The following is a 12,316-nucleotide window of genomic DNA, read 5'->3' on the forward strand; positions in this document are numbered from 1 at the left end:
GCCGGTGCAGCCGCGTTTTACAAAAGCGCCGCGCAGGCGGGCAAAGAATATGATAGAATCCGCCCCCCTGCGGGGTATTGAACCCATTTTTAAGGAAAGCCCATGAAAGTTATCGAAGGTGTTGTTGCAACTCCAAATGCCCGTGTGGCGATCGCAATTGCACGTTTTAACAATTTCATCAACGACAGCCTGCTGCAAGGTGCCATTGATGCACTGAAGCGTATCGGCCAGGTTGCTGATGACAACATCACCGTTGTTTGGGTCCCAGGCGCTTACGAGCTGCCATTAACCGCACGCGTGCTGGCTAACACCGGTAAATATGATGCGGTGATTGCTCTGGGTACGGTGATCCGTGGGGGCACCGCGCACTTCGAATATGTGGCGGGCGAAGCCAGCTCCGGTCTGGGCCAAGTCTCTATGAATACCGAGATCCCGGTTGCCTTTGGCGTGCTGACCACCGAAAGCATCGAACAAGCGATCGAGCGTGCCGGCACCAAAGCGGGCAACAAAGGCGCAGAAGCCGCCCTGACCGCACTTGAAATGATTAATGTAATCAAAGCTATTAAAGCCTGAATTTAGTTTAAGGGGAATTCCGTGAAACCTGCTGCTCGTCGTCGCGCTCGTGAGTGCGCTGTTCAAGCGATTTACTCTTGGCAGTTGTCTAAAAATGACATTGCCGATGTTGAACACCAGTTCCTGACGGAGCAGGATGTCAAAGATGTTGACGTCGCCTATTTTCGTGAGCTGCTGTCCGGTGTGGCAGTCAACGCAGGTATGCTGGATGGCCTGATGGCCCCCTTCCTGTCGCGCCAGCTCGAAGAATTGGGCCAGGTGGAAAGAGCCGTACTGCGCATTGCGCTGTTCGAGCTGAAAATGCGTGAAGACGTCCCTTACAAAGTGGCCATCAACGAAGCGATCGAACTGGCGAAAACCTTCGGCGCGGAAGATAGCCACAAGTTTGTAAATGGCGTGCTGGATAAAGCAGCCCCCAGCATCCGTAGGAAAAAATAAAATATAAGGCCGGGAAACCGGCCTTACTTCTTTGGAAGACGAATTATGGCATGTGGCGAATTTGATCTCATTGCCCGCTATTTTGACCGGTTCAAAAGTGTGCGCCGCGACGTACAGCTCGGCATCGGCGATGACTGCGCACTGCTTACAGTGCCGGAAAAACAGCTTTTAGCCATCAGTACCGATACCCTGGTTTCGGGTATTCACTTCCTGGCGGATATCGATCCCGCCGATCTCGGCTATAAAGCCCTGGCGGTTAACCTGAGCGACCTGGCAGCAATGGGCGCCGATCCCGCGTGGCTTTCGCTGGCGTTGACGTTGCCGGAAGTGAACGAAGAGTGGCTCAAGGCATTCAGCGATAGCCTGTTCGAACAGATGAATTACTACGGCATGCAGCTGATTGGCGGCGACACCACCCGTGGCCCGCTGAGCATGACGTTGACGATCCACGGCCATATCCCGGTCGGGCGGGCGCTAACCCGCAGCGGAGCACGCATTGGCGACTGGATTTACGTGACCGGTACGCTGGGTGACAGCGCCGCCGGGCTGGCAATCCTGCAGGATCGTTTGCAAGTGAGCGATCGGGCTGCTCAGGAATATCTGTTGGCGCGCCATCTGCGTCCGCATCCGCGTGTGCTGCAAGGCCAGGCGCTGCGTGATTTGGCCAGCTCGGCGATCGATATCTCCGACGGTCTGATTTCAGATCTGAGACACGTGCTGAACGCCTCTGAGTGCGGTGCCCGTATCGAGTTGGATGAGTTGCCGCTGTCGCAGACGCTGACCAGCAATACCGATGAAGATCAGGCGTTGCGCTGGGCGCTGACCGGCGGTGAAGATTATGAACTGTGCTTCACCGTGCCAGAGATCAATCGGGGTGCGCTGGAAGTGGCATTAAGCCATTTAGGTGCGGATTACACCTGTATTGGCCAGATCGGCCCGCAGTCTGAAGGGATGAAGTTCTACCGCGATCAGCAAGAGGTTGAACTGCCTTGGAGTGGTTACGATCACTTCGGGACCGCTCAATAGTTATTATTAAAGGTCGGAGGCGGCAAACCCCCGACCTTAGCTACGTTTCCACTGTCATCAATCGATGAGGCGGCGGATCAGTTCCAGCAGCGCAACCAGCGCTTTAAGAACGATGAGAACTTTATCAATCAAAGTTTTCATCCGTTTCTCCATCAAGTGGAGTGAGAACGCCGCTGCTTACTCATACGCTGCCTGTCACAACGGTTTATCTCTATTGTTAGTAAAAGATGGCTCCACTCCGGCCAGAGCACTGAAATCAGCACCACCTGTATTTCAGCCAGGACTTGAAGACGTCTATCCCACGCTGCGGAAGGCCAGAGTTTAACTATCACTATGACTAACCTCCTGATTATATCGGAGAGGTGAGTAAAAAACGAGCGCCGAATTGTACGGATTTGCACCTCTCAATCTTTTGTCTTAGACTGGTCTCTTGTTAGTTAGGGATAGTTCTACCCCGGCCAGAGTTATCGGTCAAAATGCAAAAAACCGACCTCACCAGTCGGTTTTTTGCATTTTGGCTCTGCTTTGTTTTGGTTACATGAAGCGGAAAAGGCGGTGCTGTACAAATTTGCTCCGGTCAACCTTTTGTCTTATACTGAGACTGTTAGTAAGAGATGGCTCTACTCCGGCCAGAGCTATTGGCCGAAACGTAAAAACCCGACCTCACCAGTCGGGTTTTTGCATTTTGGAGTACGCCTCAGTTGCTATTCAAAGCCGACCACATGATGCGGCACATAGGCCGTTTCTAGCTCTGCAATCTCTTGCGATGTTAGTTCCAGATCAACGGCGGCTAAGGCATCGACCAAGTGTTCGCTGCGTGAGGCACCAATAATCGGCGCGGTAACCACTGGTTTACTCAACAGCCATGCCAGGGCGATTTGCGCTCGCGAAACGCCGCGCTCTTCAGCAAGAGTGGCTACGCGCTCGGCAATCAGGGCATCAACCCCTTCGGTAGCGTCATACAAGGTTTTGCCATATAGGTCGCTGACCAGACGCGCTGTAGTTTCGCCCCAAGGGCGTGTCAGTCTGCCACGAGCCAGCGGGCTCCAGGGAAGTACGGCAATCCCTTCGGCGGCGCATAGCGGGTGCATTTCGCGCTCTTCTTCCCGTTGGATCAGGTTGTACTGATCCTGCATGCTGACAAAGCGTGTCCAGCCATGCAGATCGGCGGTGTACAGCGCCTTGGCAAACTGCCAGGCGTACATCGAAGAGGCCCCGATATAGCGTGCCTTACCAGCTTTTACTACGTCATGCAGGGCTTCCAGCGTTTCTTCGATCGGGGTTTCATAGTCCCAACGGTGGATTTGCAGTAAATCGACGTAGTCGGTACCCAAACGCCGCAGGCTGTCGTCGATCGACTGCATGATCTTGGGGCGTGACAGGCCGCGTTCCAGGTTGCTCATGGCGTTATAGACTTTGGTGGCAATCACCACCTCGTCGCGGCGAGCAAAGTCGCGCAGTGCCCGGCCAACGATCTCCTCGCTGCTGCCATCTGAATAGTTGTTGGAGGTATCAAAGAAGTTGATGCCCGCACCCAGCGCCTGCTTGATCAACGGGCGGCTGCTTTCCTCCGGCAGCGTCCAGGCGTGGTTGCCACGTGAGGGTTCGCCATAGGTCATGCAACCCAAACAGATGCGGGAAATGTTGAGATCGGTGTTACCTAGCTTTAGATATTTCATGCCTCTCTCCTGTGTACCGTTCAAAAAATAACTGTAGCGGAAAATGATGCAGAAATGATGGGTGTGGCGTTGGAGTGTGGGATTGATAAGGGCGCCCAGTGTGCGGCGCCCCTAGCTAGGTTATGCCAACCAGGTTTCGATCTGGCGTTGAATACCGGCCGCATCCAGGCCCAGATCGCTGCGGATCTCTTCCTGGCCGCCCTGTGGGATAAAGTAATCCGGCAGGCCAATATTCAGTACGGGCACCACACGGCGTTTGGCCATCAGCAGTTCGTTAACCCCGCTGCCAGCGCCGCCCATAATGGCGTTCTCTTCCAGCGTCACCAACACTTCGTGGCTGGCGGCCATTTCCAGCACCAGCTGTTCGTCCAGTGGTTTGACAAAGCGCATGTCCACCAGCGTAGCGTTCATCGCTTCGGCGACCTGAGCAGCTTCCGCCAACAGGGTACCAAAGTTGAGGATGGCAATCTTTTCCCCTTCGCGGCGCACTATGCCCTTACCGAGCGGCAGTGCAGCCAGAGGTTCCAGCGTTGCACCCGTACCGTTGCCCCGTGGGTAGCGTACCGCACTTGGGCCCGTATTATGGTGATAACCGGTGTACAGCATCTGGCGGCATTCGTTTTCATCGCTAGGCGTCATGATCACCATGTTCGGGATACAGCGCAGGAACGAAATATCAAAGGCGCCTTGGTGAGTCTGGCCATCGGCACCGACAATTCCGCCGCGATCGATGGCAAACATCACCGGCAACTGCTGGATCGCCACGTCGTGGATCACCTGATCGTAGGCGCGCTGCAGGAAGGTGGAGTAGATCGCCACCACCGGCTTGTAACCGCCGATCGCCAATCCGGCGGCGAAAGTCACCGCATGCTGCTCGGCGATCGCCACGTCGAAATACTGCTGCGGATAGTCGCGAGAGAACTGCACCATGCCGGAACCTTCGCGCATGGCTGGCGTGATCGCCATCAGTTGGCTGTCTTTGGCCGCCGTTTCACACAGCCATTCACCAAAGATCTTGGAATAGGTTGGCAGGCCGCCAGCGCTTTTTGGCAGGGTGCCGCTGGCCGGATCGAATTTTGGCACCGCGTGGAAGCTGATCGGATCCTTTTCTGCCGGAGCATAGCCACGGCCTTTCTTGGTCATGATATGCAGTAACTGCGGGCCTTTCAGGTCACGCATGTTTTTTAGCGTAGCGGCCAATCCCTGCACGTCATGCCCGTCTACCGGGCCAATGTAGTTAAAGCCCAGCTCTTCAAACAGCGTGCCGGGGACTACCATGCCTTTGAGGTGTTCTTCGGTACGCTTGAGCAGTTCTTTGATCGGCGGTACGCCGGAGAGCACCTTCTTGCCGCCTTCGCGCAGCGTGGAGTAGAGCTTGCCAGACAGCAGCTGCGCCAGATGATTATTCAACGCCCCGACGTTTTCGGAGATCGACATTTCATTGTCGTTCAGCACTACCAGCATATCCGGGGTGATATCACCCGCATGGTTCATGGCTTCGAACGCCATGCCTGCGGTGATGGCACCGTCGCCAATCACGCAGACGGTGCGGCGGTTTTTGCCCTCACGCGCGGCGGCCACGGCCATGCCAAGACCCGCGCTGATCGAGGTTGAAGAGTGGCCAACGGACAACACGTCATATTCACTTTCGGCGCGCCACGGGAACGGGTGCAGGCCGTTTTTCTGGCGGATGGTTGAGATGCGGTCACGCCGTCCGGTCAGGATTTTATGTGGGTAAGCCTGATGACCAACGTCCCAAACCAGGTGATCGAAAGGGGTGTTGTAGACGTAATGCAGTGCCACCGTCAGCTCGACGGTACCCAGCCCAGACGCAAAGTGGCCACTGGAACGGCTGACGCTGTCCAGCAGGTATTGCCGCAGTTCATCACACAACTTCGGCAGGCTTTCTTTTGGCAATGAGCGGAGCTCTTCAGGATTTTCCGCTAAGGCCAAGGTCGGGTATTTGGCTATATCAAGACTCATTCAGTACTCATATCAGAGGAGTTAATTGTCGCGTTCAATAATGAAGTTGGCCAATGCACGTAATGGTGCGGTGTTATAAGATTGTGTGGCCAACGAGTCTAATGAGGCCAAGGCTTCCTGATAGAGATCCCACGCTTTTAACTTGGCGCTGTCAAGCCCAAGTAGGGCCGGGTAGGTACTCTTGCCAAGCTGTTGGTCGGAGCCTTGGCGTTTACCGATTTTTTCGGTTTCGCCCACGACGTCAAGAATATCGTCCTGCACCTGAAACGCCAGGCCGATGGCCGCCGCGTAACGGTCAAGTTCAGGGAGTGCAGCACGGCCCGGTTCACCGGCGGCCAATGCCCCCAAGCGAACCGCAGCACGGATCAGCGCGCCGGTTTTATGGCGGTGGATCTGTTCTAGTGCCTGTAGATCGATCTGCTTACCTTCGGCTTCCAGATCCAGCGACTGGCCACCGCACATACCGGCAACGCCGCTGGCTTTGGCCAGTTCGGAAATCATCGCCAGCCGATCGCGCAGTGCCACATCGGGCATGTCGGCGTCAGCCAGGATCGAGAAAGCCAGCGTTTGCAGGGCGTCGCCTGCCAGAATCGCGTTAGCTTCCCCAAATTTGATATGGCAGGTTGGCTGCCCACGGCGCAGATCGTCGTCATCCATCGCTGGCAGATCGTCATGGATCAGCGAATAGGCATGGATGCACTCCACCGCCGCCGCTGGGGCATCCAGATTCTCCAGGCTCAGGCCAAACATTTGCCCGGTGGCGTAGACCAGGAAAGGCCGTAGCCGTTTACCGCCCAGCAAGGCGCCGTGACGCATCGCCTCAACCATTTTGCCATCATTGAACGGCAGCGGAGCGATATAGCCAAGCAGTGCGCGATCGCTGCGCTGATGGAAGGCCTGTAACTGATCGTGGAACTCAGACATCGTAATTACTCAGCGTCCGGGGTAAAAGGGGTCAGTGCGGCATCGTCGTTCTGGTCGTTGAGCAGGATCTGTACGCGCTGCTCCGCCTGTTGCAGCTTTTGTTGGCCCTGACGAGCCAATTGGACGCCACGTTCAAACTCGTTGAGCGCATCTTCCAGCGGCAACTCGCCGGATTCCAAACGGGTTACGATACTCTCGAGTTCGCTCAGAGAATTCTCAAAGCTGATGCTTTGCTCTTTACTGTCTGATTGTGCAGGTTTTTTCGCCATAGTTTTCTTTTTACATCATCATGTGAACAGTGGGGCCCGAGCCTATCCTAGCGGATCTTGATTAGCAAATCATGGCACGTCTATGTGGTTTTGTGCACGGCACGCGTGCAGATAGTGATATACTTCGCGCCCAGATAAGATTGATAAAAGCTCGGCCAGCCCGCGATTTTATCAATCTTATCGCCATTGTATACCTAATAGCCTTGCAGTGGCAGCTAACCGCCGCCGCTGAACCCCATAGGGCAGAGGTATTGCCTCATTTTCATCAGACTATAAAGACCGCCATGAAGTTTATCATTAAATTGTTCCCGGAAATCACCATCAAGAGTCAATCTGTGCGCTTGCGCTTCATTAAGATCCTGACTACCAACATCCGTAACGTCCTGAAGCAGTATGATGAAACTCTGGCGGTTGTCCGTCACTGGGATTTTATCGAGGTGCGTGCCAAAAACGAAGATCAGCGCCCGGTGATTGCCGATGCTCTGACGCGTATTCCCGGCATTCACCATATCCTGGAAGTGGAAGATCGCGCCTATACCGATGTCCACCACATCTTTGAGCAGACGCTGGAAACCTACCGCGAGCAACTGGAAGGCAAGACCTTCTGCGTGCGGGTGAAACGCCGTGGCAAGCATGAGTTCAGCTCGCAGGATGTCGAGCGCTACGTTGGTGGCGGTTTGAACCAGCATATTGAAAGCGCACGCGTCAAACTTTCTCGCCCTCAGGTCACGGTGAACCTGGAGATCGATGACGACAAGCTGATGCTGGTCAAGGCGCGCCGCGAAGGCATTGGTGGTTACCCGATCGGCACTCAGGAAGATGTTCTGTCACTGATTTCCGGCGGTTTTGACTCTGGTGTTTCCAGCTATATGCTGATGCGCCGTGGCTGTCGCGTACATTATTGCTTCTTTAATCTGGGTGGTGCGGCGCACGAAATTGGCGTCAAGCAGGTTGCCTACTATCTGTGGAACCGCTTCGGCAGCTCACACAAGGTGCGCTTTGTGGCGATCGATTTCGAACCGGTGGTCGGTGAGATCCTGGAAAAGGTCGATGACGGCCAGATGGGCGTGGTGCTCAAGCGTATGATGGTGCGTGCCGCTTCCCAGGTTGCTGAACGTTATGGCGTCCAGGCTTTGGTAACCGGCGAAGCGCTGGGCCAGGTTTCCAGCCAGACCCTGACCAACCTGCGCCTGATCGATAACGCCTCCGATACCCTGATCCTGCGCCCGCTGATCTCACATGATAAAGAGCACATCATCAACGTGGCGCGTGAAATCGGCACCGAAGACTTCGCCAAGACCATGCCGGAGTATTGTGGTGTGATCTCAAAAAGCCCGACGGTCAAGGCAATCAAAACCAGGATTGAAGAGGAAGAAGGGCACTTTGACTTCGAAATCCTCGATCGCGTGGTGCGCGAAGCACGTAACGTCGATATCCGCACTATCGCAGAAGAAACCAGTCAGCAGGTCGCCGAAGTAGAAACCGTGGCTGAATTCAGCGCTGACGAAGTGATCCTGGATATCCGTTCGGTGGACGAGCAGGAAGAGAAGCCGCTGCAACTGGCGCAGGTGGAAGTCAAACTGCTGCCGTTCTACAAGTTAGGCACGCAGTTTGCCGATCTCGATCAGAGCAAAACCTATCTGCTGTACTGTGAGCGCGGCGTGATGAGCCGTTTGCAAGCGCTATACCTGTTGGAGCAGGGCTACGCTAACGTTAAAGTCTACCGCCCGTAATCTGCGTTGCAGGGTAGCAATGCCGTTTCTCTGGTGTTGCTATCCTTAACCACTTCCCCTGTTTGATCCTCTTTTTTTCTCTTTCCCCTCGAATAGCTTTGACATAGCGGCTTACTTTAGTTTATCTATTGTTACGTTATAACATATCTTTTTTGTTGATTGGGAAAGGAGCAGGTTAATGCAGTTAAAAAAGTTGGTGGTGATACTGCCTTTTTGGTTTGTCAGCTATTCGCAGGCTCATTCATTATGGGTTAATGCGCTACCCGCTGCGGGCGGGCAGAGCACGATAGAGCTCGGTTATGGAGATGAGTTCCCTACCGCTGAAGCGATCCCTGAAGATCGCCTGCACATTTTCGCACCGGCACAGCTGATCGGGAAGGATGGGGATCTGATGCTGAAGCCTGGTAAAGAGAATTACCAGTTCGTGACGGAAAAACCGTTAGCCAAGGGCAGCTATGCCGCTATCGCTATCTATAAACCCACCTATTGGTCGAAAAATAAAGCGGGATGGCAACAGCAGAGCAGGACGGAAATGCCAGATGCGCTGTACTGCGAGCGGGCTTCCATGTTTGGCAAAACCATTGTGAATATCGATGGGGCGACAGAGACCGCAGTCATCAGCCAGCCGCAGGGGTTGCAGTTGGAAATTATCCCGTTAGCCAACCCGACCACCATCAAGCCAGGGCAGCCGTTGCCAATACAGGTATTGTATGACGGGAAACCGCTAAAGAATGCCGATGTGACGGCGACGTTTGCCGGTTTTGGCGACCAACACGAGCACCACGGGCATACTCATAGTCATGCCAAAGCCTTTTTGAATCAGACCGACGGCAAGGGCAAAGTCAATGTTTACCCGCTGAAGGCGGGATATTGGGTAGTCGAAACCGAACATAAACTGCCTTATGTGGATAAGGCGAAATGTGATGAATCCGTGTTGCTTTCAACGCTGACCTTTACCATCAGCGAATAAGCCATTGGCTTGGCAGGCCAACCGGCCTGCCGATATTGCTTCAATCGCGGAAGTCGTACATGCCGGGGATCAGTACCAGCTGCGCCGCTATCTCAGCCGCTTTGGCCTTACCCAACAGCAAATCGATCAGTTTCAGGGCAAACTCCATCGAGGTGCCTGGCCCTTGACTGGTGAGCAGGTTGACGCGTGGGTCGAACACGACGCGTCTTTCCATCCACTGGCCTTCCGGGATCTGCTCTTTCAGGCCGGGGAAACCGGTCATATTGCCGATCGGGAACAGTTGGTGATGCTGCAATACCAAGGCCGGTGCCGCACAGATGGCGGCGACTATATTGCCTTGCAGATGCATCTGGCGGACTTTTTCCACCAGCAACGGGCTATCGCGAAAACATTCCGCACCCTTGATACCGCCAGGTAAGACGATGGCGTCAAAGTGGTCGTCAACAATTGCCACCAGGGGGGCGTCTGCCAGCAGCTTCACGCCGCGTGAGCAGACGATGGTCAGGCCACCGTCACTGGCAACGCTGGCGGTCGTTACTTTGACACCGGCACGAACCAGCAGGTCGATGGTGGTTACGGCCTCGGTTTCTTCACTACCAGGTGCCAGGCAGACCAATACCGATGCGCTCATAGCTATTTTCCTTGCGTTTAATGATTTCAAACAGCCGGGTATTTTCTGGCAGGGGAATGCCGTGACTGCGTCCGCGACGCAGCAAATAACCGGTAATGTAGTCGATCTCGGTGTGCCGCTGAGAACGGATATCCTGCAGCATCGAGGAGGTGTTGTCCGCCGTTGACTGGATCACCTGCATCACATAGAACACCAGGCTTTCGCACGAGGTGTGGTGACCTTCCATCTCCATCACGCTAGCCACCTCACGGCAGATAAGCTCTATCTGCTCAGGATAGCGCTGCAGATCGCCATTGCGGCAGTCATACAGCACGGTTAGCGGGTTGATGACGCAGTTGACCGCCAGCTTGCGCCAACTGGCCGAAGCAATATTGTTATGCCAGGCAACGTCGGGCAGGGCCTGGTGCAGGATCTCTGCCAGATGGCTGAGATGGGTCGCTTGCTGGGTTGTTGGGCCGATATGGGTGGTGCCGTTGGCGACGTGCACAATGGTATTACCATCATGGCGTGCGGCATGGGTGGTGATGCCCTGTAGCACCGGCTGGCTGTGCAGTGGCAATTCCTCTTGAGTCCCTATGCCGTTATGCAGCAGCAAAATGGCACAGCGAGGGTTTAATTTGGGCAGTAATGCCGTCACCGCGCTGGAAACCTGCCAGGCTTTCAGCGTGACCAGCAGCAACTCACTTTGCCGCAGGTGTTCGGGATCGTTGGTGGGCAAATTACGGTTAAACGAGGTGCCGTCGGGTTCAATGACGTTGACCGCACAAAATGGCTGGGGCACCCGTAACCATCCCTGTACATCGTGGCCCTGCTGATAGAGTTTGGCTAGCCACAGTTGTCCGAGCGCGCCGCAACCAAGAATGGTTATTTTCATTTCATCTCCCTGGTTTTCGGAAAGACCACTGATGCATCCTTTTGATTATAGGCTTTTCTGTTGTTGAACGTCTTGTTCAGGCGTATATCTGAATTTTGCCTGAAACCGCAAAGCGGGTATCATGCACGGCAACGAAATCATACAGCACCCATTCAGGAGGAAGAGAAGTATGCCATCTTTCGACATCGTTTCCGAAATTGATATGCAGGAAGTTCGCAACGCCGTTGATAACGCTACCCGCGATCTCAGCACCCGTTGGGATTTCCGTAACGTACCGGCCAGCTTTGAGCTGAACGAGAAAGACGAAAGCATTAAGGTCGCCAGCGAGTCTGACTTCCAGGTGCAGCAACTGCTGGATATCCTGCGCGAAAAACTGATGAAACGCAGCATTGAAGGCGGCGCGCTGGAGATCCCGGAAGAGCTGACCCACAGTGGTAAAACCTACAGCGTGGATGCCAAGCTCAAGCAGGGGATCGAAAGCTCAATGGCGAAGAAGATCGTCAAGCTGATCAAAGACAGCAAGCTGAAGGTACAGGCGCAGATCCAGGGTGATGAAATCCGCGTTACCGGTAAGGCACGCGACGATCTGCAAAGCGTGATGGCGCTGATCCGTGGTGCCGATCTGGGGCAGCCGTTCCAGTTTAAAAACTTCCGCGATTAAGTTGTGCCGGTCTGGGGGATAGCCCCTCACCCTAACCCTCTCCCACAGGGAGAGGGGACCGATCGTGCTACAACTTTACGTCTGTTCCAGTCTGCAATCCCGCGTCAAATATTCAACTGAGCATGCCATAGACAGAGTGTTGTGCCTGACTATAATGCCGTACCAGCCCCTTATCCTTTTTGGGGAAGGGACCGATCGTGCTACAACTTTACGTCTGTTCCAGTCTGCAATCCCGCGTCAAATATTCAACTGAGCATGCCACAGACAGAGTGTTGTGCCTGACTATAATGCCGTACCAGCTCCCTCTCCTTTTTGGGGACCGACCGTGCCAAGAATTAACTCCCGCACCTGACTTCAACACCTAATACGTCTTGTCCCCGTACGCAGTGTCACAGATTAACTCCTGTACGTAAATTCAGCTCCGTACGGCTCCCTCTCCCTGTGGGCTGAGTGATCCCCAGTAATATGGTCAGCATCCCATGACCATATTACTGTACTCATTCCCTAACTTTTTCAGCATGTTAACTATATTCATCCGTCTCACTATTCCCGGTC

13 protein-coding genes are annotated in these 12,316 nt (G+C 54.5%); 6 read left to right on the forward strand and 7 right to left on the reverse strand.

Annotated elements, in window-relative coordinates; all coding sequences use genetic code 11:
* The first annotated feature begins 102 nt into the window (after positions 1 to 102).
* Genes ribE through thiL form a run of 3 tightly spaced genes read left to right on the forward strand, consistent with a single transcriptional unit; the run spans position 103 to position 2,037 of the window.
* A complete protein-coding gene (gene ribE, locus ACMV5I_RS25220; RefSeq protein ID WP_021805495.1) occupies positions 103 to 573 on the forward strand; it encodes a 6,7-dimethyl-8-ribityllumazine synthase in 471 nt (156 codons plus the stop codon).
* Positions 574 to 594: 21 nt separating this feature from the next.
* Positions 595 to 1,011, forward strand: a complete 417-nt coding sequence (nusB, locus tag ACMV5I_RS25225; RefSeq protein ID WP_021180188.1) for a transcription antitermination factor NusB — start codon at positions 595 to 597, stop codon at positions 1,009 to 1,011.
* Between the two features lie 45 nt (positions 1,012 to 1,056).
* The gene (thiL, locus tag ACMV5I_RS25230; protein WP_202811485.1) at positions 1,057 to 2,037 is read left to right on the forward strand and encodes a thiamine-phosphate kinase; all 981 of its coding nucleotides are present in this window, start codon (positions 1,057 to 1,059) and stop codon (positions 2,035 to 2,037) included.
* Between the two features lie 57 nt (positions 2,038 to 2,094).
* On the opposite strand, the gene dinQ is transcribed toward thiL, so the two are convergent.
* The 5 genes from dinQ to xseB all read right to left on the reverse strand — a co-directional run bounded on the left by dinQ (position 2,095) and on the right by xseB (position 6,892).
* On the reverse strand, positions 2,095 to 2,190 hold the full coding sequence (gene dinQ, locus ACMV5I_RS25235) for a damage-inducible type I toxin DinQ (protein ID WP_368443917.1): 96 nt from the start codon (positions 2,188 to 2,190) through the stop codon (positions 2,095 to 2,097).
* Between the two features lie 551 nt (positions 2,191 to 2,741).
* Positions 2,742 to 3,716: an aldo/keto reductase gene (locus tag ACMV5I_RS25240; protein WP_414825529.1), complete on the reverse strand. Its 975-nt coding sequence runs from the start codon at positions 3,714 to 3,716 to the stop codon at positions 2,742 to 2,744.
* 120 nt (positions 3,717 to 3,836) lie between these two features.
* Entirely contained in the window at positions 3,837 to 5,699 is a 1,863-nt protein-coding gene (dxs, locus tag ACMV5I_RS25245; RefSeq protein WP_121606038.1) for a 1-deoxy-D-xylulose-5-phosphate synthase, read from the reverse strand.
* A 21-nt stretch (positions 5,700 to 5,720) separates the two neighbouring features.
* The gene (gene ispA, locus ACMV5I_RS25250; protein WP_024483931.1) at positions 5,721 to 6,623 is read right to left on the reverse strand and encodes a (2E,6E)-farnesyl diphosphate synthase; all 903 of its coding nucleotides are present in this window, start codon (positions 6,621 to 6,623) and stop codon (positions 5,721 to 5,723) included.
* A gap of 5 nt (positions 6,624 to 6,628) precedes the next feature.
* On the reverse strand, positions 6,629 to 6,892 hold the full coding sequence (gene xseB, locus ACMV5I_RS25255; RefSeq protein WP_024483932.1) for an exodeoxyribonuclease VII small subunit: 264 nt from the start codon (positions 6,890 to 6,892) through the stop codon (positions 6,629 to 6,631).
* A gap of 284 nt (positions 6,893 to 7,176) precedes the next feature.
* Between xseB and thiI the strand changes: the two genes are divergently transcribed.
* Together thiI and ACMV5I_RS25265 are read left to right on the forward strand one after the other, a co-directional pair.
* Positions 7,177 to 8,625: a tRNA uracil 4-sulfurtransferase ThiI gene (gene thiI / locus ACMV5I_RS25260; RefSeq protein WP_414825530.1), complete on the forward strand. Its 1,449-nt coding sequence runs from the start codon at positions 7,177 to 7,179 to the stop codon at positions 8,623 to 8,625.
* Between the two features lie 178 nt (positions 8,626 to 8,803).
* The gene (locus tag ACMV5I_RS25265; protein ID WP_414825531.1) at positions 8,804 to 9,595 is read left to right on the forward strand and encodes a DUF4198 domain-containing protein; all 792 of its coding nucleotides are present in this window, start codon (positions 8,804 to 8,806) and stop codon (positions 9,593 to 9,595) included.
* A 40-nt stretch (positions 9,596 to 9,635) separates the two neighbouring features.
* Here ACMV5I_RS25265 and yajL read toward each other — a convergent pair whose 3' ends face one another.
* Both yajL and panE read right to left on the reverse strand, forming a co-directional pair.
* Positions 9,636 to 10,226, reverse strand: coding sequence for a protein deglycase YajL (yajL, locus tag ACMV5I_RS25270; RefSeq protein WP_024483935.1), 591 nt, complete (start codon positions 10,224 to 10,226; stop codon positions 9,636 to 9,638).
* Positions 10,189 to 11,100, reverse strand: a complete 912-nt coding sequence (gene panE / locus ACMV5I_RS25275) for a 2-dehydropantoate 2-reductase (RefSeq protein WP_414825532.1) — start codon at positions 11,098 to 11,100, stop codon at positions 10,189 to 10,191. The genes yajL and panE overlap by 38 nt, the downstream gene beginning before the upstream one ends.
* 169 nt (positions 11,101 to 11,269) lie before the next feature.
* Between panE and ACMV5I_RS25280 the strand changes: the two genes are divergently transcribed.
* The gene (locus ACMV5I_RS25280; RefSeq protein ID WP_024483937.1) at positions 11,270 to 11,761 is read left to right on the forward strand and encodes a YajQ family cyclic di-GMP-binding protein; all 492 of its coding nucleotides are present in this window, start codon (positions 11,270 to 11,272) and stop codon (positions 11,759 to 11,761) included.
* Positions 11,762 to 12,316: the final 555 nt, after the last annotated feature.

The sequence above is a fragment of the Serratia sp. T13T92 genome (assembly GCF_047530105.1).
Taxonomy (GTDB): Bacteria; Pseudomonadota; Gammaproteobacteria; order Enterobacterales; family Enterobacteriaceae; genus Chania; species Chania fonticola.

What these genes read in the sequence shown, in the direction of transcription:
- ribE (WP_021805495.1), top strand. Translation starts at nt 103, where the DNA reads ATGAAAGTTATCGAAGGTGTTGTTGCAACTCCAAATGCCCGTGTGGCG.
- ACMV5I_RS25240 (WP_414825529.1), bottom strand. Translation starts at nt 3,716, where the DNA reads ATGAAATATCTAAAGCTAGGTAACACCGATCTCAACATTTCCCGCATC.
- thiL (WP_202811485.1), top strand. Translation starts at nt 1,057, where the DNA reads ATGGCATGTGGCGAATTTGATCTCATTGCCCGCTATTTTGACCGGTTC.
- yajL (WP_024483935.1), bottom strand. Translation starts at nt 10,226, where the DNA reads ATGAGCGCATCGGTATTGGTCTGCCTGGCACCTGGTAGTGAAGAAACC.
- xseB (WP_024483932.1), bottom strand. Translation starts at nt 6,892, where the DNA reads ATGGCGAAAAAACCTGCACAATCAGACAGTAAAGAGCAAAGCATCAGC.
- dinQ (WP_368443917.1), bottom strand. Translation starts at nt 2,190, where the DNA reads ATGGAGAAACGGATGAAAACTTTGATTGATAAAGTTCTCATCGTTCTT.
- ACMV5I_RS25280 (WP_024483937.1), top strand. Translation starts at nt 11,270, where the DNA reads ATGCCATCTTTCGACATCGTTTCCGAAATTGATATGCAGGAAGTTCGC.
- dxs (WP_121606038.1), bottom strand. Translation starts at nt 5,699, where the DNA reads ATGAGTCTTGATATAGCCAAATACCCGACCTTGGCCTTAGCGGAAAAT.
- ispA (WP_024483931.1), bottom strand. Translation starts at nt 6,623, where the DNA reads ATGTCTGAGTTCCACGATCAGTTACAGGCCTTCCATCAGCGCAGCGAT.
- panE (WP_414825532.1), bottom strand. Translation starts at nt 11,100, where the DNA reads ATGAAAATAACCATTCTTGGTTGCGGCGCGCTCGGACAACTGTGGCTA.
- thiI (WP_414825530.1), top strand. Translation starts at nt 7,177, where the DNA reads ATGAAGTTTATCATTAAATTGTTCCCGGAAATCACCATCAAGAGTCAA.
- ACMV5I_RS25265 (WP_414825531.1), top strand. Translation starts at nt 8,804, where the DNA reads ATGCAGTTAAAAAAGTTGGTGGTGATACTGCCTTTTTGGTTTGTCAGC.